Consider the following 21734-nt stretch of genomic DNA (forward strand, 5'->3'; position numbering starts at 1 on the left):
TGCTATATGCGCGCCTGGTTCTCGATCTGGATCGCGCCCATGGCGCTGTAGAGCTTCTTCATGAGGTAGTTCTCCTCGTTGTCGAGGGTCGCCCCTCCGAGGCTCGCTATCCCCATGGTCCGCGTGACGCGCTTGCCGCCGTCGGTCTGCTGCCACCACTTCCGGCGGGCGTCGAGCACGCGCTCGGCGATCATCTCCATCGCCGTGTCGAGCTCGAGGTCCTCCCACTCCGTCCCGTACGGACGGCGGTACTTGACCGTGGTGACCCGCGTCGGGCTGGTGACCAGCGACCTGCTCGCGCTGCCCTTGGGGCACAGGCGGCCGCGGCTGATCGGCGAGTCCGGGTCGCCCTCGATCTGGACGACCTTCTCGTCCTTCACGTACACCTTCTGCCCGCAGCCCACGGCGCAGTAAGGACAGACGCTCTGCACGACCCGGTCGGCGGTGGCCGTGCGGGCCACCACGCCCTCGGTCGCCTTGCTGCGCGCGGCCTTGCCGCGGCCGAGCGGATCCGTGCCGGTCAGCTGCCGGTACACCGGCCACGCGTCGAGCCAGGTCTTCACGCTTCGGACTCTGCCATTGCCGCCGCATTCCGGCACGGCGACGGTGCGTTCGGTTCCCGTCAGGTGCGGACGACGTGCAGCCGTTCCCGCTCCTCGACGTAGCCGCGGGCCCGGTCCTCGCCCTGGCCACCGCGGACCAGCGCGGCGCAGACGGCCGTCGTGAGCAGCGACAGCACCAGCCAGCCGCCGAGGATCACGAGGACCACGGTCGCGATCATGGAGTCTCGGGGCGTGCCGCGGGCGACGGGGAGCGCAACAGTCGGGGACGGTGGGGCGACATCGCGGTGGCCTGCTGACGGGTGAGTGCCGCGCCGCGGGCGGCCAGCCGCTCGCGCAGCGCGTCGGCCTCCTCGCGTCGCTGGTGCGCTCGCCGGATCAGCACCGCCACCTGCGCGGGGTCGACCGTGCGGCGGGCCCGCCGTTCCAGCACGTCAGCGGTCTCCAGCAGGAGAACCATGCGGCGGAGGTCGTCGGCCCCACCCGCGACCGCCGATGACCGTGACTGCGGCAACGCGCGCGGCCTCCGGAGAGAGGTCATGCGAGAGATGGTGAGCCCGTACCCGGCGGTCCGCGACTCGGGCAGGGATCTGTTCCGCCGATACTCGTGCTCTGCCCACCGTGGTGGGCAGAGCACAAGCATCCGGGGACGACGTCGCCGGCTCAGCGCGAGGTCAGGCGGAGAAGCTCGCCGCCTTCTTCTTGGAGGCGAAGGAGCTCACGCACTCACCCTGGTTCTTGAACACCGGGTGGGTGCTGGTCGCCCAGCCGCCGCCCTTGCACTCGTCCTTGCTCGTGAGGACGACGGGCTCGGCGAACGTGTAGGTGGTGCCGTCGAACTCGATCGAGTTGATGACGCCGTCGCCGTAGACACCCGAGCCGAGCGAGAAGCCGAACGCCTTCACGACGGCGTTCGGGAACGCGGTGCGCCACTGGTCCAGCGTGCCGTGGTTAGCGCTGCCGGAGCCGCCGGTGTGGCTCGGGGCGCCGTCCTTCACGAACTGCGCGGAGCCGTTCGTGAGCCACCAGTCGTTGCCGTAGAACTCCGGCTCGCCGACCAGGATGCCGTCGATCGACCCGTTGCCGTCGAAGTCGACGACGAGCTGGTAGCCGGGGGGAACCGAGCCGAACGTGGGCGCGTAGTCCAGGGACGGCTCACCGATGCCGGCGAGGGGCGTCGACGTCGCGACGTAGCCGGCCACCTTGTCGCTGGACGTGGCGCCCTCCGTCCAGATGTGCAGGCCGCTGCCCTGCACCTCGTAGTGGCCGGTCGCCCCGGTCTGGGAGAAGTCCATGTCCCCCGGGACGTAGATGGTGCCGCTCGGCGCGGCGCCGGCCGCGGTCGGAGCCGCCAGGGCCAGGCCCAGGCCGAGGGTGAGCGCGCCGATGACGCCGATGGTTCGCTTCATGCGATTCCTCCTGAGAGCGCGCGACCGACGGTGGTCGGCGCGATGGGACGCCGCACCGTAACGTCGCGGAACCCGGCAGTTGAGGAACCTCGTCGTCCGCAAGGCGCAGCGGTCACACCAGCCCCGGACAGCACGGAACCCCGGGCGCCAGGGGCGTCCCGGGGTTCCGTGTCAGGCGGCGTTCGACGTGGCTATGTGAACACGCTGACACCGCCGGGGCCGACGAGCAGCCCGACGACGATCAGCACGATCCCCCAGAGCATCTGCCCTCTGAAGATGGCGAAGATGCCGGCAATCACGAGTACGACTGCGAGGATCCAGAGCAACGTGACCACAGTGGTCCTCCTCTTCACCCCCGTGTCGGTGAAGCATCGGAACAACAACGCCGAGCCCCATACCCGCAGGTCGGTGCCCCGAACCCTCGGTGTCACCCGATGGTGGGGCGGCCGCGTCGGGCGGCACGGACGGGCGGGGCCGGCGCGCCGTCCCCCGGACGGGTGACAGGTAGGTAACGACGACTGCAGCATGGCGGCGCCGATCCCGATCACCAGCACGTGACCACCGCCCCCCTCCTGGGGCAGCCCGCGGCTGCAAGCCCGCACGCGCCCCGCCGGGGACGCGGCGGGCTCCTCGCCGTCTGCACGCTGGCGGTGGGCACGGTGGCGGTGCTCGGGGGTGTGCTGGCCGTCCGGGTCGACCAGTTCCTCGGTGCCGGCATCGCCGCGACCGCGCTGATCGCCTTCCTCGCCGCCCAGCTCATGGTCCAGCGGCGGCAGCGCCGGCTGATGGGCGCCCTGCACGACAGCCAGGCCGCCTTCCGCACCCTCGTGAAGAGCAGCGTCGACCCCGTCGTCATCCTCGACCGCGCCCTGCGCATCCGCTTCGCCTCGCAGTCCGCGGCCGACCTCCTCGGCCTGGACGCCACCCGCCTGGTCGGCAACCTGCTCACCCGCAGCGTCCACCCGGACGACGCCCCCACCCTGATCGGCGCCCTCACCGGGCACCCGTCGGTCACCTCCGACCTCGCCGTCCGCACCGCCCGGGTCCGCCACGCCGACGGGCGATGGCGACTCATCCAGGCCACCGTGCGCGACCTGCGCGCCGACCCCGACGTCGGCGCGCTCGTCCTGTACTGCCGCGACGTCACCTCCCGCGCCCCCGCGCCGGGGGTCGACGCCGAACTGCTCGAGCTCTCCCTCACCGACCCGGTCACCGGGCTGCCCAACCGCGCCGCGCTCGTGCGCCGGCTCGGCACCGTGCAGCGCGAGGCGGCCGGGCGGCCGTTCGCCCTGGCCCTGATCGGCCTCAGCGGTCTCGACGCCGACGTCGTCACGCCGGACATCGAGGCCACCGCCCTGCGCGCGATCACCGCCCGGCTCACCCGTGGCCTGCGCGGGGAGGACTGGCTGGCCCGCGGCAAGGACGGCGACTTCGTCGTCCTCGTCGACGGCACCGTGGCCGACGCCGAGATCGTGGCGGCCCGGCTGGTCGGCGCCGTCGGCCCGCTGTCCACCTCCACCGGCACCCTGCTGCTGACCGCGGCCGCCGGCGTCATCGGCCTGGCCCCCGACGTCGACACCGGCGAGGCCTTCCGGCGCGGCGACGTGGCCCTGCGCAGCGCGCAGGCGGCCGGCCCCGGATCGGTCCACCGCTACGACGAGGCCCGGCGCATCGCCCAGGACCGGCGCACCGCGCTGGCCGCCGACCTCGACGGTGCGCTGGAGCGCGGCGAGCTGCGGCTGAACTTCCAGCCCGTGGTCGACGTCGCCATGAACCGCACCGTCTCGGTCGAGGCCCTTCTACGCTGGCGGCACCCGCAGTTCGGGGAGGTCTCCCCCACGGAGTTCGTCCCCCTGGCCGAGGAGTCGCCGCTGATCACCGACATCGGCCGGTGGGTGCTGCGGGAGGCGTGCGCGACCGTCGCCGCGCTCGACGACGACGAGCTGGGCGTGGCGGTCAACGTGTCGGCCCGCCAGGTGCGCAGCGGGGAGCTCGTGCCCGACGTCGTCGCCGCGCTCGAGGACAGCGGCCTGCCCGCGTCGCGGCTCATCGTCGAGATCACCGAGTCGGTGCTCCTCGACGACTCGCACGTCATCGAGGACCTCACCGTCCTGCGCCAGCTCGGCGTCCGCATCGCCGTCGACGACTTCGGCACCGGCTGGTCGTCGCTGGCCTACCTGGTCGGCATGCCGGTCGACGTGCTGAAGATGGACCAGTACTTCCTCGCCAACGTCGAGCACGACCCGGCGCGCCGGGCGATGTGCCGCGCGGTCCTGCAGCTGGGCGCGAGCCTCGGCCTGCCGATCGTCGTCGAGGGCGTCACCACCCCGGCCGTGCTCGAACTGCTCCGCGACATGGGGCACCGCTACCTGCAGGGCTACGTGTTCTCCCGGCCGCTCGAGGCCGAGCAGCTCGCCGCGGGCGCCTGGCGGACGGCGGCGGTGGCGTCGTGAGCTGGCTGCGCTCCGTCCCCGCCCGGATCCGCTGGACCCTGGCCCTCGCCCTCGTCGGCCTGGGCGTCGCCGTGCCCTTCAGCTCCCCCGACGGCACCGGCATGCAGTGGGACGAGCTCGTCCTGGCCGGCGTCGCCGCCAGCGCCGCCTGGACGTTCGTCGGCCGGCTGCGCACCATGGACGCCGCGGCCGCCCGCCCGTGGTGGCCCCCGGCGGTCGGCGCGGCCATGTTCGCCCTCGCCCAGCTCCTGGCCGCCGCCTTCCCGGGCCCCGAGTTCGACGGCTTCGGCGCCGACGACGTCGTCCTCTTCCTCGGCGCCAGCTCGCCGCTGATCACCTGCTTCCTGCTGGCCCGCCGGGTCAGCCGCACCCGCTGGCCCGCCCTGCTGGTCGACGGCGCGGTCGTCACCGTGTCGCTGCTCGTGGTCACCGAGGTGCTGCGCGCGCCGATCGTCCAGCCGATGGACGCCCCCGACGACGTTCGCACCCTGGTCCTCGCCTACGGCGCCTACGCCGCGATCATGCTCGGTGGCGCGGGCGCCCTGTGCACCGTCTCGACGGCGGCCCTGCGCCGCGCGGCGACCACCCTGATCGGCGCCGTCGCCTGCCAGGCCGCGGCCGCCGGCGCCGAGGCGATGGCGATCGTCTCCCCGTCCCCGGGCTGGACCGCCGCGTCCGACGTCGCCGTCACCGTCGCCCTGCTCGCCTCCGCGCTGGCCGTGTTGCGGGCGCCGGAGCGCTCCGAGGGGCGCGGCGTGCGCGCCACCGCGCCCGTCGTCAGCCCGGTCGGCATGGCCCTGGTCATCGCCGCGATGCTCAGCCTCCCGGTGTCGATCACCCTGATGGAGCTGCGCGGGCTGGACCACTCCCTGCTCGCCGAGGCCGGCATGGCCACCGTCTTCTGCCTCATGGCCCTGCGGCTGGTGCTGCGCATCCGCGAGGACGGTCAGGTCACCGAGGACCTCGTGCGCAACGAGGAGGACTTCCGCGACCTGGTCGAGTCCAGCTCCGACGGCATCGCGATCGTCGACGACGACCTGCACCTGCTCTTCACCTCGCCCGCCGCCCGCCGGCTGCTCGGCCTGACCGGCGACTCGCACCGCGACTCCCACCGCGACGTGAACCTGCTCGACCTGCTCGTGCCCGAGGACCAGGACCTGGTCGGCTCGGCGTTCGCCGCCGGCGCCGGGGAGCTGCACTTCCGCGTCGTCCGCGAGGACGGCGCCGCCCGCGAGCTCGAGGTCAACTCCTCCGAGCGCCCCGGCAGCGGCCGCCGCGTCCTGTACCTGCGCGACGTCACCACCCGCCGCCGGCGCGAGCGCGAGCTCGAGCGCATGGCCTACACCGACCACCTGACCGCGCTGCCCAACCGCGCGCAGCTGTTCGAGGAGATGGCGATGCCCGCCCTCGGGCCGCGCTGCCTGCTCGTGCTCGACATGGACGGGTTCAAGGCCGTCAACGACGTCGCCGGGCACGAGGCCGGCGACCAGCTGCTGGTCGAGGTGGCCCGCCGCCTGCACACCGTCGTCCGCGAGGACGACCTGGTCGCCCGCCTCGGCGGCGACGAGTTCGCCGTCCTGGTCACCGGCACCGTCGCCGAGGGCGAGGAGGTCGCCCAGCGCGTCGTCGACGTCCTCGCGATGCCGCACCGCACCGGCGAGTGGGCCTTCGCCGTCGGCGCCAGCGTCGGTGTCGCCGCGCTCGGCGTCGCCGGCGGCCAGGTCGCCTTCCGCGAGGCCGACGTCGCGCTGCGCGCGGCCAAGGCCGCCGGCAAGGGCTGCGTGCGGCTGGCGCACGACGAGCTGCCCGCTGCGGTGGCCGCCGATTCCGACCTGCGGACGGCGCTGGCCGACGGCTCGGTGCACCTGCGCGTGGACGCCGCCAGCCGCGCCGACGGCCGCATCGACATGCTGCACGCCGTGCCGGTGTGGCAGCACCCGCTGCACGGCCGGGTCCGCGGTCAGGATCTGTGGGGCGCCGCCGAGCGCCAGGGCGCCTCGGGCGCGCTGCAGGAGTGGCTGCTGCGCAACGCCTGTTCCGCGGTCGCCGGCCTGCCCGACGAGGACGTCGCCGTCGCCGTCAGCCTGCCCGCCGGCCACGTGACCACCGAGGGCCTGGCCGAGCAGGTGGCCGACGCGCTCGCCTGCTCCGGGTTGGCCCCCTCGCGGCTGGTCCTCTCGATCACCGAGGAGACGCTGCTGACGTCGTCGGCGGCCCTCGTCCCGGCCCTCGAGGCGACCCGCGCGAGCGGCGTGCGGCTCTGCATGGACAACTACGGCATGGGCCACAGCCTCTTCGCGCTGCTCGCCCGCATCCCGCTCGACGTCGTGCGGGTCGACGTGCCGGCGCTGGCCGGCCGCGACGACACCGAGCGCGCCCGGCAGGTGCTCACCGCGATCGTGAACACCACGACCAGCTTCGAGGTCACCACGATCGCCGGGGGCGTCTCCTCGACGGAGATGCTCGAGGCCGCCGAGGCCGCGGGCGTGGGCCTGGTGCACGGCCGGCTCCTGCCGCACGACCTCACCATCGACGCGGTCGCCGACCTCCTCGACCCCGCCGAGCCCCTCCCCACCGCCTGACCCCGTTCCAGCTTTCTGTACCGAAAGCTGGGCCCGGCACCGCAGCTTTCGGTACCGAAAGCTGGGCGGGGGCGAGAAGTCAGGGTGAACGTCCGGGTGAACCCGGATGGGAATGTCGGGGCCGCGCGGGACACTTCACCTGTGGTGACGCCCGCTCTGCACTTCCTCGGCCACTCGACCGTGCGCGTCGAGATCGCCGGCCGGACCGTGCTCACCGACCCGGTCCTCACCCGGCGCATCGGCCCGCTGCGCCGCGTCGTCCCGGTGCCCGATCCCGACACCTGGGCCGACGTGGACCTCGTGCTGATCAGCCACCTGCACGGCGACCACCTGCACCTGCCCTCGCTGCGGCTGCTCGGCACCGACACGCGGATCGTCGTCCCCCGCGGGGCCGGCGACTGGCTGCGCCGCCGCGGCTTCGCCCACGTCGCCGAGATCGGCGCCGGCGAGACGCTCAGCGACGGCGACCTGCGGATCACCGGCGTCCGGGCCGAGCACAGCGGCCACCGCTTCGGCCCCCGCCTCACCCACGGCCCCGACACCGAGGCCGTCGGGCACCTGCTCGAGGGCGGCGGCTCCACCGTCTACGTCAGCGGCGACACCGCGCTGCACGACAGCATGCCGCTGCTCGGCGACCGCGCCGTCGACGTCGCGCTCCTCCCGGTCTGGGGCTGGGGCCCGAACCTCGGCCCGGGCCACCTCGACCCGGTCGAGGCGGCCGAGGCGGTCGCGCTGATCCGCCCGCGCATCGCCGTCCCCGTGCACTGGGGCACCCTCACCGTGCCGGGCATCGGCCCGCGCTCGCCCCTGGGCGCGCGCATGCGCCGGCTGCTGGTCGAGCCCCCGCGCCGCTTCGCCGCGGCGGTGGCCGAGCGCGCCCTGGCGACGACGGTGCTGGTCACCGAGCCCGGCGCGTCGGTCGCCCTGCCGTCGTTCGCGCGGCCCGCCCCTGCCCTGGGCGCGGCGTAGCCATGAGCGTTCTCGCCGTGGCGGCTGAGGAGTCGACGGTCGGCTACTCGGTGCTGTTCGGCGGGGTGCTGCTCGGCTCGATCATCCCCGTGGTGCCCACCGGCGCGGTGGTCGGCGCCGCGGCCGCCTACGCCACGACGACCGGCTCCCTCAGCCTGCCGCTCGTGCTCGCCCTCGCCACCGTGGCCGCGCTGATCGGCGACCTGGTCACGTTCGCCGTGTGCCGCTTCGGCGGGCCCGCCGCGGTCCGCTGGGTGGCCCGCGGCCAGCACGCCGACCGGATCGCGGAGGTCCGCGAGCAGTTCCGCGTGCACGGCTGGCAGATCATCGTGATCGGGCGGCTGCTGCCGGCCGGCCGGATCCCGGTGCTCGTCGCCGCCGGGGCGCTGGCCTACCCCTGGCGCCGGCTGCTCCCCGCCTCCACGCTCGCCGCCCTCCTCTGGGCCATCGCCTACGCGCTGCTCGGGGTGGTCAGCGGCGGCATCTTCGACTCGCCGCTGGTCGCCACGCTGATCGCGACGCTGCTGATCCTGGTGATCAGCGGGGTGCTCAACCTGGTCAGCACCCGGCGCCGCCGCACGGCCACGGCAGCCGGACCGGCGCCCGAGCCGGTGCCCGAGCCCGCCGAGCGCTGTGAGCCGGCATGACCGCGCCCGCCCACGGCCGGGTGCTGCGCACCGGGCGCACCGTCGCCCGCGTCGTCCTCACCTGGGCGGCCGTCACCGCCGCACTCGAACTGCTCAGCCACTGGGTCCACGGCTTCCAGCTGCCCTCGTGGTGGCAGGCCCCGGTCATGGCCCTGCTGCTCGGCCTGCTCACCGCGGTGGCCTGGCCGCTGGTCATGCGGATCGCGCTGCCGGTCGCGTTGTTCACCTTCGGGCTGGGCAGCTTCCTGCTGCTGGGCGCCGTGGTGCTGGCGATCTCGTTCGCCATCCCCGGGGTGATCGTCGCCGACCTCGGCGTGGCGGTGCTGGTCGCCGTCGTCATCGCCGCGGTCTCGGGCGTGATCAGCAGCCTGCTCGCCATCGACGAGGACGAGCTGTTCTTCCGCCGCGCCCGCCGCCGCGCGCGCGGCACCGACGACCGCGCCGGCCGGCCGCCCGGCGTGCTGTTCCTCCAGATCGACGCGCTGGCCTACGACACCGCCCGCCGCGCCGCCCGCGACGGGTCGATGCCCACCCTGGCCGGCTGGCTGCGCGCGGGCAGCCACACGCTGACCTCCTGGCACACCGACTGGAGCTCGCAGACCGGCGCCGCGGTCAGCGGCATCCTGCACGGCACCAACCACGACATCTTCGGCTTCCGCTGGTACGACAAGGAGCAGGACCGGATCGTCCGCGTCTCGCGCCCCGAGGACGCCGCCGCCATCGAGCGCCGTATCTCCGACGGCCGGGGCCTGCTCGCCGGCGACGGCGCCAGCCGCGGCAACCTGTTCACCGGCGACGCCCCGCACGTCAGCCTCACGATGAGCTCGCTGGCTCACGTCGTGCCCGCGCGCAGCCGCCGGGAGCGGCGCGCCCGCGACCGGGTGGGCTCGGGCTACTACGCCTACTTCGCCAACCCCGGCAACGCGCTGCGCACGGTCGGCGTCGCGATCGTCGACGTCGTCCGCGAGCTGCTGGCGGCGGCCCGCGAGCGCAGGGACGACGTCCGGCCCCGGGTCTCGCGCGGCGGCATCTACCCCCTCGCCCGGCCCGGCGTCACGGTCGTCTCCCGCGACGTCGTCGTCTTCGCGATCCTCGAGGACATGCTGGCCGGCCGGTCGGTCGTCTACTGCGACTTCCTCGGCTACGACGAGGCCGCCCACCACGCCGGCCTCGAGCGGGCCGACAGCCTGGCCGTGCTGCGCACCGTCGACCAGCAGATCGGCCGGTTGTACCGGGCGGCGCAGCTCGCGCCGCGCGAGTACCACCTGGTCGTGCTCTCCGACCACGGGCAGACGCAGGGCTGGGCGTTCGCCGACCGGTTCGGGGAGTCGATCGAGCAGCTCGTCGGCCGGCTCTGCGGCGGGCCCGGCGAGCACCGGCCCACCGGCCCGCCCGACAGCCGGCGCCCGGCCGAGGGCTGGCAGCTGACCTCGGCGCTGGCCGGCGGCGGGCCGATCGCCCGGCGGCTGCGCGCCCGGGTCGAGGGCGCGGCCCCGCACGACCACGAGCTCGTGCCCGGCCCCGAGGGCCAGGTGCCGCGCGTCGCGCCCGGCGTGGTGTGCGCCGTCTCCGGCCACACCGCGATGGTGTCCTTCCCCGACCTGCCGGGCCGCGTCTCGCTGGAGGAGATCGAGCGCCACTGGCCCGACCTGCTGCCCGGCCTGGTCGACCACGACGGCGTCGGCTTCCTGCTGGTGCACTCCGAGGAGTTCGGGCCGGTCGTGCTGGGCCGCGAAGGCCTGCACCGGCTGCGCACCGGTGTCGTCATCGGCACCGATCCGCTGCTGCCCTACGGGGAGCACGCGCCCGCCCTGGTCGCCCGCGTCTCGACGTTCCCGCACTGCGCCGACGTCGTCATCAACAGCCGCTACGACCCCGAGACCGACGAGGCCTCGGCGTTCGAGCCGCACGTCGGCTCGCACGGGGGGCTCGGCGGGCCCCAGCAGCGGGCGGTGCTGGCCTACCCGCGGTCGTTCGCGGCCCCAGGAGACGTGGTCGGCGCCGAGGCGCTGCACCGGGTGTTCCGCGGCTGGCTCACCGACCTCGGCCACCCGGTGCCGGACCGCGACGGCGAGATGTTGCGGCCCCGTTCCGGCGCGCACCCCCAGTCCGTGGACGTGACGTCTCCGTGAACTCGTCGCGTCGCCGCTGGCGGAGCGGGAATCCTGCGATGAAGGTGAGCCGATGAGACCCGACGCCCGCGCCTGGTTCCAGCACCGCACGACATCGGCCACGAGCCTGGCCGCGATCGACCCCGCCGCGCTGCTGCGCGCCAAGCGGCGGGGCGGGCACCGCGTGTCCGTCGTCCTGCCCGCCCGCAACGAGGAGGCGACGGTCGGCCGGCTGGTCGCCGACCTGCACGAGCGCTGGGTGCGCCGCGTCCCGCTGGTCGACGAGCTGGTCGTGGTCGACTCCGACTCCACCGACGGCACCGCCGAGGTCGCCCGCGGCGCCGGTGCCGACGTCGTCGCCACCACCGAGATCCTCCCCGGGCACGGCACCCGCCCCGGCAAGGGCGAGGCGCTCTGGAAGTCGCTGGCCGCCACCACCGGCGACCTCGTCGTCTTCCTCGACGCCGACCTGCTCGGCGACGTCGCCCACTACGTGCCCGGGCTGCTCGGGCCGCTGCTCGCTGATCCGCAGGTGCGGTACGTGAAGGGCTGCTACACCCGGCCGCTGGAGGTCGACGGCACGACCGTCCCGGCCGGCGGCGGGCGGGTCACCGAGCTCACCGCCCGGCCGCTGCTCAACGCTCTCTGGCCCGAGCTCGCCGGGTTCGTCCAGCCGCTCGGCGGGGAGTACGCCGGCCGGCGGTCGGCGCTCGAGCAGGTGCCGTTCGTCTCCGCCTACGGCGTCGAGGTGGGCCTGCTCATCGACCTGCTGCAGCTGGGCGGGCTGTCGACGCTGGCCCAGGTCGACCTCGGCGTCCGGCGGCACACCTCGCAGTCACAGGAGGCGCTCGGCGCGATGGCCGGGCAGGTCGTCTCCACCGTGCTGGCCCGCGCCGGCAACCGGCGGGCCACGAGCGGCCTGCTCACCCAGTTCCGGCACGACGGCGCCGGGTTCGTGCCGCGCAGCAGCACCGTCGCCGTCGACGAGCGCCCGCCCATGGCCACGGTCGCCGAGTACCGCTCGCTGCAGGCCGACATGGTGAGCTGACCCGCACCCTCTTCGGCGAGATCGGCGATGTCGCGCGCTATGCGGGGCCACACCGGGCGAGATCGGCGATGTCGCGCGCTATGCGGGGCCAAACCGGGCGAGATCGGCGATCTCGCCCGGAAGTGGCGGCGCGGCCGGGTCGTTGTCGCCCCCGGCCCGGGCGGCGGGGCACAATCCCCCGGTGCCTCGACCGCCCGCCCCTCGTTGACCGGCCCCGAGGTCGTCGCCCACCGTGGCGCGACGGCCGAAGCGCCGGAGCACACGCTGGCGGCCTACCGCCACGCCGCCGAGATCGGTGCCGACGGCGTCGAGGTCGACGTGCGGCTGACCCGTGACGGCGTGCTGGTCTGCGTGCACGACCGGCGGGTGAGCAGCACCTCCAACGGCCGGGGCGTGGTGTCCGCGCTGCGCCTCGACGAGCTCGAGCAGTTCCACTTCGGGGCGCGCCGGGCCAGGCGCGTCGACCGGTGGGCCGGTGACGAGATCACCTCGGTGACCGACGAGCCCGATGTCGAGGACGGCCTCGTCCTCACCCTGGAGCGGCTGCTCGACTACGCGACCGCCAGCCCGGACCGCGTCCGGCTCGCCATCGAGACCAAGCACCCGACCCGGCACACCCGCAAGGTGGAGGAAGCGCTGGTCGACGCGCTGCGCCGCTTCGGGCTGCTGGGCAACGGGCGGCCGGTCGAGTGGTCGGGGAAGCCGGCCGTGCGAGTCATGAGCTTCTCGCAGCTCGCGGTGCGCCGGATGCACGAGCTGGCGCCGGGGGTGCCGACGGTCCAGCTGATCGGCAAGCGGCTGCGCCCGGTCCGGCGCGAGCTGCTGCTGGGCGGTGACGCGACCGCCGTCGGGCCCGGCGTGGCGTTGCTGCGATCGGATCCGGACTACGTCGCCGACGCCCACGCGGCCGGCAAGGAGGTGCACGTCTGGACGGTGAACAGCGCCGCCGACATGGACCTGGTGCGCGAGCTCGGCGTCGACGTCGCGATCACCGATCACCCCGACGAGCTGATGCAGCGACTCGCCGCGCCGCTCCCGCCGCCGGCAGCGGCGCGGAAGAAGCAGGCGCCCAAGCCGGTCCGGGTCATGCGCGAGCTGTCGCGTCGGTCGACGCGGTGAGGTCCGCGGGGGTGTCGTAGCCGGCGGCCCCCGGCGATTCGTGCACATCCCCCCGGTGCGGCACCATCGGGCGGTGCGTCCCCTCGTTCCGCCCGAACCCACCGACGTCTGCCCGGGGTGCGGCTCGGTGCTCGTGACCATGACCGGCGACGGGGCGGGCAGCGAGGCCGGGGAGGCTCCCGCCCATCCCGGCGCCTCCGCCTCCTGCACCCGGCTGTTCGAGACGACGCTGCGCGGGCTGCGCGAGGAATCGGCCGCCGACGCCGGTGCCGCCGCGACCGTCGCGCTCGCAGACGCCGCCTACGACGCGCAGCACCCCGTGCCGGGCGATGCCGCCCGAGCCGCCGACGCCGTGGCGCGACTCGCCGGTGCCCTCGGGGGCGAACGCGGTACCCCGGGTACCGCTGCACCGCCGGTCTGGCGGACGACGATCGCCGATGTGGCCGCTGACCTCGACGTCATCGATCTGCCCGTGCTGGTCGACGCGTGGGCGCGTGCCGTGCACCAGGACTGGTGCAGCGTGGGGTCCCGTCGGTAGCCGACAGAGACGTCCGACCTCCCCGATCCGAACACGTTCTGTGTTTAAGCTGCCACCGTGGGTGAGCTCAAGGACCGGCGGGCACGCAAGAAGGCACAGACGCGCGAGCTGATCCGCAGCGTCGCGCAGGGCATGTTCGCGGAGCGCGGCTTCGACGACGTGACCATCGCCGACATCGCCTCGCGCGCCGACGTCGCCGTCCAGACGGTGTTCAACCACTTCACCACGAAGGAAGAGCTGTTCTTCGACGGGCGCGTCCCGTGGGTGACCGGCCCGGCGGCTGCGGTGCGCGACCGCGAGCCCGGCGTCGCCCCGCTGCTGGCGCTGCGCGCCTACCTGATCGACACGGTGACCGGGCTGGTCAGCTCGATGGCCTGCCCCGAGCGGCGCTGCTACCTGGCCACCCTCGGGGCCTCCGACTCGCTGCGGGCCCGGGAGCGGGAGCTGATCCACGAGGCCGAGACCCTGCTGGCCGAGGCGCTGCTGGAGGTGTGGTCGACCGACGCCGAGGAGGCCCCGGCCGACCCGCTGACGGCCGCGCCGCTGACCGCCGCCGTGTGGCTGGCCGCCGCGCGGGTGATGGTGCTCGAGCAGCGTCCCCTGGTCAGCGAGGGCCTGGAGCCCGACCGCGCCGCGGCCGCCGTCCAGCTGTTCGCCGAGCGCCTGCTCGGCCAGATGGAGACCAGCCTCGAGCTGATCAACGGCCTCGGCGAGCCGCTCCCCCGGACCGACACCGGCTGGCCCGGCGTCGCGGTGCTGCGCGCCGGCTGACCGTCAGAGGGTCGCGGCCGCCGAGAGGGCCGCGACCGGGGAGCCGGACGGCGCCGCGTCGGCCGCCGGGGCTCCGTGCGCCGCGGGAGCCGCGATCGGCACCAGCACCTCGTCGACGACCCGCTCCACCTGGTGCGCGCTCATCGCGCCGTCGCCGGCCGACGTGATCCGCTGCCACCAGAACGCCTCGAGCACCGAACCCAGCAGGGCCAGCCGCGCGGGCTCGAGCGGCTCACCGCGGCTCGCTGCCCGGGCGCCGATGTCGCTCACCGCGGCGGTGAGGGGTGCGACCAGCGCCGCGTCCAACCCGGCGCGGAGGTCCTCCTCGTGGCGGGCGGCGCCGACGACGCTGGCCACGGCGCGCTCCTCGCGGTCCAGCGGCAGGGTCCAGCGGGCGACCAGCCCGGTGAGGTCGGCGCGCAGCGACCCGCCGTCGGGGGGCGGCGTGACCAGCGTGAACCGGCTCAGCGCGGTGCGCGCCAGGGCCGCCATCGTGGGCCACCGCCGGTAGATGCCGGCCTTGCCGGCGTGCGCCCGGGCCGCCACGCGGTCGCTGTTGAGCCGGCCCCAGCCCTCCTCGGCGAGGATGTCGACAGCGACCGACAGCAGTTGCTCGGACAACTCGGCGCTGAGCGGACGCCCGGGCGTCCCGCTCATGACGCCGTCCCGTAACAGCTCGTCATACGCATCGCGTCATCCTGGCCTCTTCGGTGGAGTCACCACAATGCCCGGACACGAGGAAACCGGGGGCCGCGGGCCGATTTCTAGGCCCCGGCGGCGCTCTCCACGGCCACCTGGACGCTCGCACCGTCGGCCGACAGCCGGCCGTCGCTGCGGGCGTGGGCGATCATCGCGTCCCACCGCGTGGCCCAGTCGGGGGCGGTGGCGCGCGGTTCGGCGGCCGCGCGCAGGGCCGCGACGTCGAGGAAGGCGATGTCGTCGTCCTGGAAGCGGCCCAGCCCGGCGCGTTCGAGCACCTCGGCCGCTTCCTCGTCGGTGACCTCGCCGAGCGCCAGGTGCAGCGCCGTCAGGTTGTCGATGTCGACCACCCGGGCCTCGGGGTGCTCCTCGCGCCCGCCCACCACCTCGACGATCACGGCGTCTCCTCTCTCCTGAGCTTTCTGTACCGAAAGCTCGTCACACGTGCCAGGGGAACCGGGAGAAATCGGGGTCGCGCTTCTCCAGGAACGCGTCGCGGCCCTCCACCGCCTCCTCGGCCATGTACGCCAGCCTGGTCGTCTCGCCGGCGAACAGCTGCTGCCCCACCAGGCCGTCGTCGATCAGGTTGAACGAGTACTTGAGCATGCGCTGCGCGGTGGGGCTCTTGGCGACGATCCGCCGTCCCCAGTCCAGCGCCGTGCGCTCGAGCTCGGCGTGGGGGACGACGCGGTTCACCATGCCCATGGCGTGGGCGTCGGCCGCCGAGTACTCCTCGCCCAGGAAGAAGATCTCGCGGGCGAACTTCTGCCCGACCTGCCGCGCGAGGTAGGCCGACCCGAAGCCGCCGTCGAAGCTGCCGACGTCGGCGTCGGTCTGCTTGAAGCGCCCGTGCTCGGCGCTGGCCAGGGTGAGGTCGGAGACCACGTGCAGGCTGTGCCCGCCGCCGGCGGCCCACCCGGGGACGACGCAGATCACGACCTTGGGCATGAAGCGGATCAGCCGCTGCGCCTCGAGGATGTGCAGGCGGCCGCTGGAGCCCTCCGCGTGCTCGTAGCCGTACTTCCCGCGCACCCGCTGGTCACCGCCGGAGCAGAAGGCCCAACCGCCGTCCTTGGGACTCGGGCCGTTGCCGGTGAGGATCACGCAGCCCACGTCGGTGGACAGCCGCGCGTGCTCCAGCGCCGTGATCAGCTCGTCGACGGTCTGCGGGCGGAAGGCGTTGCGCACCTCGGGGCGGTCGAATGCGATCCGCACGACGCCGGCGTCGACCGCGCGGTGGTAGGTGATGTCGGCGAAGTCGAAGCCGTCGACCACCTGCCACGCACTGCTGTCGAAGATCTCGGAGACGTCGTCGCGGGCGCTCATGACCTCGAACCTAGCCGTGCAGCCGGGGCGGCTTCAGGCCGGTTGCAGCACCCCGCCGGCGGCCTCGCACAGGTCGTTGGCCACGGGCAGCGAGCACACGAGCTCCTTCGGCTCCTCGCAGAGGCACGGATCCTCCGGCTCGGGCTCGGGCTCGGGCTCCGGCTCCGGCTCCGGCTGGGGCTGGGGCTGCGGTGTCGGAGCCGCGCCGCCGTCGTCACCGCCGTCGTCGCCGTCGCCGCCGCCAGGGTTGCCGGCGGGCGCCCCGCCGCTGCCGTTCGACGCGGCCGCCGTGCGGCCGGTCGCTCCGTCGCCGCTGGGACCGCCGGCCGTGCCACCCGTCCCGCCGTCCCCACCGCCCGCCGCCGGTCCGCCGGCGGGCTGGGCGGCGTCGCCGTCCGCGCCCCCGGCGGGCGCGCCGCCGGCGTCCCCGGGTTCCGGCGTCCGGGAGGCCTCGGTGGTCAGCGGGGCCGGGACGCCGCCGGGGCCGTCGGGTCCGCCGTACACACCGTCCGGGTCGTCGCTGACCGACCCGCCGTCGGGGGTGCCGGAGAAGAAGATCGCCATCGGGGCCGCAATGAGCAGCCCCGCGCACAGCAGCGACAGCGCCAGCACGATGCCGGGGCGCCGCCGGACGAGCGCGGCACGGGCAGCACCGAGACGGGAAGCGCCGAAACGGGAGGCACCGCGGGGCGCGGTGTCCGGAGCACGGTGGCGGGGGCGGCGGGACAGGGCCGGCTCCTTAGGTACAGAAGGTGTTACTCGGTGCAATGGAGCCGCATACCCGTCCGCCGTCGGCTCATGCCCGGTGTGAGCCACTACCTCTCGCGGTGTCGAGCAGCGGCCGCAGGCGCTCCAGCGAGGCGGCCAGCCCGGGGTGCAGCTCCACCTCGTCGAGGCCGGCGAGCGGGAACCAGCCGGCGCCGTCGCTCTCGCCGTCCAGGCGGAGGTCCCCGGGCTCGATGCTGCGGGCCGGGCGGGCCAGGACCGTGGTGTAGGACCAGCCGCCGTGGTCGTCGACCGACCGGGCACCGAGGACGACGTCGTCCGGCCTCAGACCCAGCTCCTCCCGGACCTCCCGCAGCGCCCCGACGTGCGGCGGCTCGCCGGCGTGCAGCGCACCGCCGGGCGTCCCCCAGGTTCCGCCGTGGTGCGACCAGCGTGCCCGGTGCTGGAGGAGGACCTCGCATCCGTGGGCGCCGTCCCGGTGCACGAGCAGCCCGGCGGCGCCGGCCCGGCCCCAGTGCTGGTGTCCCTGGGCGCAGTACGCCCAGCCGTCGGTCGAGGGAGCCACGACGACCAGTGAACCCGATCGTCCGCGGCGAGGGGTGTTCCGCCGATGCTTGTGCTCTGCCCATCCCTGTGGGCAGAGCACAGGCGTCGGGAAAGTGGCCCTTAGCGCTGCAGGCGGGCCCGGCGGGCGGGTGTCGCGGGGTGGTTCCGCCGGTCTCCGTGCTCTGCCCACCCTGGTGGGCAGAGCACAAGGATCCGCACAGGTGGTCCGTGGGCGCGGTAGGCGGGGCCGGCGGGCGGATGCCGCGAGGTGGTTCCGCCGGTCTCCGTGCTCTGCCCACCCTGGTGGGCAGAGCACAAGCATCCGCACAAGTGGTCCGTGGGCGCGCCGGGTGGCGTCGCGGTTCCTCGGACACCCAGGGACGAGTCCGGGGCCCGGGAGCTTTCCAACCCGGGCCCCGTCTCGCCGGGCGTTACGGGCAGGGTCGCTGAACTCCGCTGGCAACGTTTCCGCCAGTGAATCCGAGGAAGTTGGTGCGATAGACCGCCTGCCCCAACCGGAATCCCTTGTTGAAGCACGCATAGTTCCGGTTCGAGTACATCTCGAAGTGGACGTGCGCTCCCTCCCAGCACCCGGGCTGGTACGCGTACGACCCCACAGTGCCGACCCGACTGCCCCATCGGTTCAGGGTCTGCCCCAGAGACACGGTCGGGTTGATGTGGGCGTACGTCGCGGACCCGATCCGCGTGCTTCCCGCGTACAGCCCGACCGTGACGAATCTCCCGCCGCCACCGCCGTAGCACGAGGGGCCCACCTGGTCGACGCGCGCCGTGATGACAACCCCGCTGACCTGCGGGGCCGCGTACAGGTAGACAGGGGCGCCAGCTCCGACCTCGAGGTCGACCGCCCAGTCGTTCGTCGGGCTTGCGTTACCGAGGCGGTGGTGCGTAGCGGCACCTTCGTAGGTCGACCATCGACCGTCCACGGGACTGCCGAGCCAGACCAGCGGCGCCGTACCCGATGACGCCGGCGGCGATCCCCCGCACTGCGGCTGACCTGCAGGCGGCTGATTGGCCACGTTCGGGGTGGAGAGATACCTGTCCGCCACGTAGAACTGGCGGCCGGCGTAGCTGACGAGCCACCAGAGCCGGTTCACGTACGGCCCGACGGCGTCTCCCCACGTCCAGCACTGCGCGACGACGGTCGCGTTGGCTGGCGCGCCGTACCCGTTGGTCGGAGACAGGTGCGGACCCGGCCTCGACGCGACGCCCTGCCCATCGGTATTGATCACCCGCACGGTCAGAGCCGCCTCGGCGGGCGTCGTCGCGCCCCCGACGCCTACCAACAAGGTCGAAAGCAGTATTCCCAGAATCCCCAGGAACAGATAGCGTCGGAACATTGTCGTGCCCCCTCTCGAAATGGCATGCACCGCGCGGACCTCGCGGTCGAGAAGAGAGTCCCTCGCCTTTCTGGGACACGTCCAGGACGTATTCGCCAGGACCGCCCGCAACGTCTCCCCTGACTGGGCCAACCGAAACAGGACCCCCAGAATTGGCGCGCCATTCTGTCGCTCCCGGCTTGGAGCTCCTGACATGGAGGTCCAGGTATGACAGAGTCCGCGTGCGATGTGCGTGGCCGGAGTGGAGGTCGAGTGACCGAGCACGCGAGCCCGGTGCGCCCCGAGGACGTCGAAGACGAGGATCTCGCGGTCCTGTTGACGCACGTCGGTGCGGATCGCAGACCGGATCAGCGAGCCGCGCTCGCGCGCAGCGTCGACACCCGAGCATTCCTGGAGGCAGGCCTGGAGCTGCTGCGCGTCGATCTGCTCGAGCACTCCGGGCCCAATCACGAGCAGGCGGCGCCTGTCAGCGCACTCTTCAGGGGACTCAGCCGCCACAAGCTGGTCACAAAAGCAGCTGAGCTCCGCGATCAGGGGCGACTCCCCGGCACCACGGCCTCCGATGGCCAGTATCGCGATCGCTGGCGCTACTCCGAGCGATACAACGAAGATCTCCTGGCTTACTTGTTCAGGATCAGCCCGTATCGGCGGCACATCAGCGGAATCTGGGTAGCGCTGGACAGCGACCTGTCAGGAGTCAGTCTCGGAGAGCTGATCGACGCCATATCGTCCGCAGAGATCGATCGCACGGCCACGGATGTCTTCATCGCTCTCCAGTCCGTACTGCAACGAGCCTTGCCGAAACACCCGAAAGTCGTGGAATACGCCGCCGCTACATATCGAGAGATTCTGCCCATGTGGGCGGCCGTTTACGAGCACATTGCCGCACGCTATGGGGTCACACTGCGATCCGATTACACCTGGCTCGACGTGGCTGAGATCTTCAATACCGTCGTGGAAGGGGCCGCATCGCGTGTGCTGGTGGGTGGACCGACGCAGCTCTCTGCGGGCGCGAACGTCCTCGGGGCGGCTATTCGACTGATGCTTCCCTCGCTGGCCACCTCCGTGAGCGTCTCGATCGACGAGATGTACCCGGTGGCCGACCCCGCGTAGGGCACCAGACGGTCGGAGTCATCGGGGGCTGGCAGGATCGGCGGCCGTGCGCGTCGCCGTTTTCACCGGGTCCCAGGCCGGCCCGCCGTCCCACCGGGTCGCCGCGGCGGCCTTCGCCGCCGACCTGGCCCGCGCCGGGGTCGGCATTGTCTACGGCGGCGGGCACGTCGGGCTGATGGGCGTCATCGCCGACGCCGCGCTGGCGGAAGGCGGCGAGGTCGTCGGCGTCATCCCGCAGCACCTGGTCGACGACGAGCTGGCGCACCCGGGTCTGCCGCGCCTCGACGTCGTCGACTCGATGCACGAGCGCAAGGCGCGCATGGCCGACCTGGCCGACGCGTTCGTCGCCCTCCCCGGCGCCGCCGGCACCCTCGAGGAGCTGTTCGAGGCCTGGACCTGGGGCATGCTCGGCCTGCACGCGAAGCCGACGGCGCTCGTCGACGTCGACGGGTTCTGGCAGCCGCTGCTCGCCCAGCTGCGCCGCATGGTCGACGACGGGTACCTCGACGGCGCCCGGCTCGACGCGCTCGGCGTCGTCGCCGATGCGGCCGGGCTGCTCGCGTTCGTCGACGGCTACGAGCACCCGGCGCGGAAGTGGACCGCCCCGCCGGCCGGCCCTCCCGCGGCCTGACGACCCCGCGGTGACGCAACCGCAATGCCGCAGTGGTGCACTGGAGCGATGGGCCCACCACTGACGCGCGAGATCCGGGTGGTGCACGGGCACCGGCGTGCGTTCGTCCGGGCGGGCAGCGGCCCCGCGCTGCTCCTGCTGCACGGCATCGGGAACAACTGCCAGACCTGGGCGAAGGTCATCCCCCGGCTCGCCGAGACGCACACGGTCATCGCGCCGGACCTCCTCGGCCACGGCTCCTCCGACAAGCCGCGCGGCGACTACTCGATCGCCGCCTACGCCAACGGCATGCGCGACCTGCTCTCGGTGCTCGACATCGAGCACGCGACCGTGATCGGGCACTCCCTCGGCGGCGGCATCGCGCTGCAGTTCGCCTACCAGTTCCCCGAGCGCTGCGAACGGCTCGCCGTGGTGGGCAGCGGCGGCCTCGGCCCGGAGCTCTCCGCCGGCCTGCGCGCGGCCACCCTGCCGGGCGCCGAACTGGTGCTGACGGCGCTCACCGGCGTCTCCGGCCCGCTGCGGCTCGGCTTCCAGACGCTGGAGCGGGTCGGGGACATCACCGGCTGGCGGCGGCTCCGCGACGTCGCCGAGGCCGGCGACGCGCTGCTCGCCCTGAAGGACGTCGAGGCGCGGCGGGCGTTCCTGCGGACGCTGCGCGGGGTCGTCGACGCCCGTGGCCAGGCGGTCACCGCCCTCGACCGGCTCTACCTCGCCGATGCCATCCCCATGCTGGTCATCTGGGGCGGGCGCGACCCGATCGTCCCGGCGCGGCACGCCGAGACGGTCCGCAGCCTGGTGCCCAGCGCCCGCATCGAGGTCTTCCGCGAGGCCGGGCACTGGCCGCACCTCGACGAGCCCGAGCGGTTCGTCGACGTGCTCCTGGACTTCGTCACGAGCACCGAGGCGGCGGCACACGACCGGACCAGCTGGCGCTCGCTGCTCTCCCAGGACCGGGAAGGCGCCGCCCGGCCCGTGGCGCGCTGAGCGCCTAGCGTTCCGGCTCAGTGTCAGGGTGCTGGCGCCGCGATCCGTTGCGGTGGTTGGGATCCTGGCCAGTGGTGATCTGGCTCGTAGCGTTCCTGCCGCTCTGTGAAGGGCTGGCATGCATGGGTTGTGCCGATCACTGCT

23 protein-coding genes are annotated in these 21734 nt (G+C 73.8%); 12 read left to right on the forward strand and 11 right to left on the reverse strand.

Annotation, left to right across the window (positions count from 1 at the left end; translation table 11 throughout):
• Nucleotides 1-2 precede the first annotated feature (2 nt).
• The 5 genes from ABD644_RS22785 to ABD644_RS19625 all read right to left on the reverse strand — a co-directional run bounded on the left by ABD644_RS22785 (nucleotide 3) and on the right by ABD644_RS19625 (nucleotide 2304).
• The gene (locus tag ABD644_RS22785; protein ID WP_486303491.1) at nucleotides 3-563 is read right to left on the reverse strand and encodes a hypothetical protein; all 561 of its coding nucleotides are present in this window, start codon (nucleotides 561-563) and stop codon (nucleotides 3-5) included.
• Between the two features lie 59 nt (nucleotides 564-622).
• On the reverse strand, nucleotides 623-781 hold the full coding sequence (locus ABD644_RS19610) for a hypothetical protein (RefSeq protein ID WP_344690732.1): 159 nt from the start codon (nucleotides 779-781) through the stop codon (nucleotides 623-625).
• Nucleotides 778-1101 carry a hypothetical protein gene (locus ABD644_RS19615; RefSeq protein WP_344690733.1) on the reverse strand — a complete coding sequence of 108 codons (324 nt, stop codon included), beginning with the start codon at nucleotides 1099-1101 and terminating at the stop codon, nucleotides 778-780. The genes ABD644_RS19610 and ABD644_RS19615 overlap by 4 nt, the downstream gene beginning before the upstream one ends.
• A gap of 133 nt (nucleotides 1102-1234) precedes the next feature.
• Nucleotides 1235-1969: a hypothetical protein gene (locus ABD644_RS19620; RefSeq protein WP_344690734.1), complete on the reverse strand. Its 735-nt coding sequence runs from the start codon at nucleotides 1967-1969 to the stop codon at nucleotides 1235-1237.
• Between the two features lie 191 nt (nucleotides 1970-2160).
• A complete protein-coding gene (locus ABD644_RS19625) occupies nucleotides 2161-2304 on the reverse strand; it encodes a GPGG-motif small membrane protein (RefSeq protein WP_344690735.1) in 144 nt (47 codons plus the stop codon).
• A gap of 219 nt (nucleotides 2305-2523) precedes the next feature.
• On the opposite strand from ABD644_RS19625, the gene ABD644_RS19630 reads away from it, so the two are divergent.
• The 9 genes from ABD644_RS19630 (at nucleotide 2524) to ABD644_RS19670 (ending at nucleotide 14207) form a co-directional block, all read left to right on the forward strand.
• The gene (locus ABD644_RS19630; protein WP_344690736.1) at nucleotides 2524-4422 is read left to right on the forward strand and encodes a putative bifunctional diguanylate cyclase/phosphodiesterase; all 1899 of its coding nucleotides are present in this window, start codon (nucleotides 2524-2526) and stop codon (nucleotides 4420-4422) included.
• Nucleotides 4419-7004, forward strand: coding sequence for an EAL domain-containing protein (locus ABD644_RS19635; protein ID WP_344690737.1), 2586 nt, complete (start codon nucleotides 4419-4421; stop codon nucleotides 7002-7004). The genes ABD644_RS19630 and ABD644_RS19635 overlap by 4 nt, the downstream gene beginning before the upstream one ends.
• Before the next feature lie 141 nt (nucleotides 7005-7145).
• Nucleotides 7146-7973 (forward strand): MBL fold metallo-hydrolase, encoded by an 828-nt coding sequence (locus ABD644_RS19640; RefSeq protein WP_344690738.1) that lies wholly within the window; start codon nucleotides 7146-7148, stop codon nucleotides 7971-7973.
• 2 nt (nucleotides 7974-7975) lie between these two features.
• Nucleotides 7976-8620 carry a DedA family protein gene (locus ABD644_RS19645; RefSeq protein WP_344690739.1) on the forward strand — a complete coding sequence of 215 codons (645 nt, stop codon included), beginning with the start codon at nucleotides 7976-7978 and terminating at the stop codon, nucleotides 8618-8620.
• Nucleotides 8617-10752 carry a phage holin family protein gene (locus ABD644_RS19650; RefSeq protein WP_344690740.1) on the forward strand — a complete coding sequence of 712 codons (2136 nt, stop codon included), beginning with the start codon at nucleotides 8617-8619 and terminating at the stop codon, nucleotides 10750-10752. Before ABD644_RS19645 ends, ABD644_RS19650 begins: the two co-directional genes overlap by 4 nt.
• A gap of 52 nt (nucleotides 10753-10804) precedes the next feature.
• Nucleotides 10805-11779, forward strand: a complete 975-nt coding sequence (locus ABD644_RS19655) for a glucosyl-3-phosphoglycerate synthase (RefSeq protein ID WP_344690741.1) — start codon at nucleotides 10805-10807, stop codon at nucleotides 11777-11779.
• A 204-nt stretch (nucleotides 11780-11983) separates the two neighbouring features.
• Complete coding sequence (locus ABD644_RS19660; RefSeq protein ID WP_344690743.1) at nucleotides 11984-12898, forward strand: glycerophosphodiester phosphodiesterase; 915 nt, start codon at nucleotides 11984-11986, stop codon at nucleotides 12896-12898.
• Nucleotides 12899-12971: 73 nt separating this feature from the next.
• Nucleotides 12972-13436: a DUF5946 family protein gene (locus tag ABD644_RS19665; RefSeq protein ID WP_344690744.1), complete on the forward strand. Its 465-nt coding sequence runs from the start codon at nucleotides 12972-12974 to the stop codon at nucleotides 13434-13436.
• Between the two features lie 57 nt (nucleotides 13437-13493).
• Nucleotides 13494-14207 (forward strand): TetR/AcrR family transcriptional regulator, encoded by a 714-nt coding sequence (locus ABD644_RS19670; protein WP_344690745.1) that lies wholly within the window; start codon nucleotides 13494-13496, stop codon nucleotides 14205-14207.
• A 3-nt stretch (nucleotides 14208-14210) separates the two neighbouring features.
• Here ABD644_RS19670 and ABD644_RS19675 read toward each other — a convergent pair whose 3' ends face one another.
• The 6 genes from ABD644_RS19675 to ABD644_RS19700 all read right to left on the reverse strand — a co-directional run bounded on the left by ABD644_RS19675 (nucleotide 14211) and on the right by ABD644_RS19700 (nucleotide 18862).
• Complete coding sequence (locus tag ABD644_RS19675) at nucleotides 14211-14864, reverse strand: TetR-like C-terminal domain-containing protein (protein WP_344690746.1); 654 nt, start codon at nucleotides 14862-14864, stop codon at nucleotides 14211-14213.
• A 107-nt stretch (nucleotides 14865-14971) separates the two neighbouring features.
• Nucleotides 14972-15304, reverse strand: a complete 333-nt coding sequence (locus ABD644_RS19680; protein WP_344690747.1) for a hypothetical protein — start codon at nucleotides 15302-15304, stop codon at nucleotides 14972-14974.
• A gap of 40 nt (nucleotides 15305-15344) precedes the next feature.
• A complete protein-coding gene (locus ABD644_RS19685) occupies nucleotides 15345-16232 on the reverse strand; it encodes a 1,4-dihydroxy-2-naphthoyl-CoA synthase (RefSeq protein WP_344690748.1) in 888 nt (295 codons plus the stop codon).
• Nucleotides 16233-16265: 33 nt separating this feature from the next.
• Nucleotides 16266-16844 carry a hypothetical protein gene (locus tag ABD644_RS19690; protein ID WP_344690749.1) on the reverse strand — a complete coding sequence of 193 codons (579 nt, stop codon included), beginning with the start codon at nucleotides 16842-16844 and terminating at the stop codon, nucleotides 16266-16268.
• 184 nt (nucleotides 16845-17028) lie between these two features.
• On the reverse strand, nucleotides 17029-17523 hold the full coding sequence (locus ABD644_RS19695) for an NUDIX domain-containing protein (RefSeq protein WP_344690750.1): 495 nt from the start codon (nucleotides 17521-17523) through the stop codon (nucleotides 17029-17031).
• Between the two features lie 412 nt (nucleotides 17524-17935).
• Nucleotides 17936-18862 carry a hypothetical protein gene (locus ABD644_RS19700; protein WP_344690751.1) on the reverse strand — a complete coding sequence of 309 codons (927 nt, stop codon included), beginning with the start codon at nucleotides 18860-18862 and terminating at the stop codon, nucleotides 17936-17938.
• Nucleotides 18863-19114: 252 nt separating this feature from the next.
• Between ABD644_RS19700 and ABD644_RS19705 the strand changes: the two genes are divergently transcribed.
• Genes ABD644_RS19705 through ABD644_RS19715 form a run of 3 tightly spaced genes read left to right on the forward strand, consistent with a single transcriptional unit; the run spans nucleotide 19115 to nucleotide 21590 of the window.
• Entirely contained in the window at nucleotides 19115-19975 is an 861-nt protein-coding gene (locus tag ABD644_RS19705) for a hypothetical protein (RefSeq protein WP_344690752.1), read from the forward strand.
• 46 nt (nucleotides 19976-20021) lie between these two features.
• A complete protein-coding gene (locus tag ABD644_RS19710) occupies nucleotides 20022-20606 on the forward strand; it encodes an LOG family protein (RefSeq protein WP_344690753.1) in 585 nt (194 codons plus the stop codon).
• Nucleotides 20607-20654: 48 nt separating this feature from the next.
• Nucleotides 20655-21590 (forward strand): alpha/beta fold hydrolase, encoded by a 936-nt coding sequence (locus ABD644_RS19715; RefSeq protein ID WP_344690754.1) that lies wholly within the window; start codon nucleotides 20655-20657, stop codon nucleotides 21588-21590.
• The last annotated feature ends 144 nt before the right edge of the window (nucleotides 21591-21734 follow it).

The sequence above is a fragment of the Blastococcus jejuensis genome (assembly GCF_039534705.1).
Lineage (GTDB): Bacteria > Actinomycetota > Actinomycetes > Mycobacteriales > Geodermatophilaceae > Blastococcus_B > Blastococcus_B jejuensis.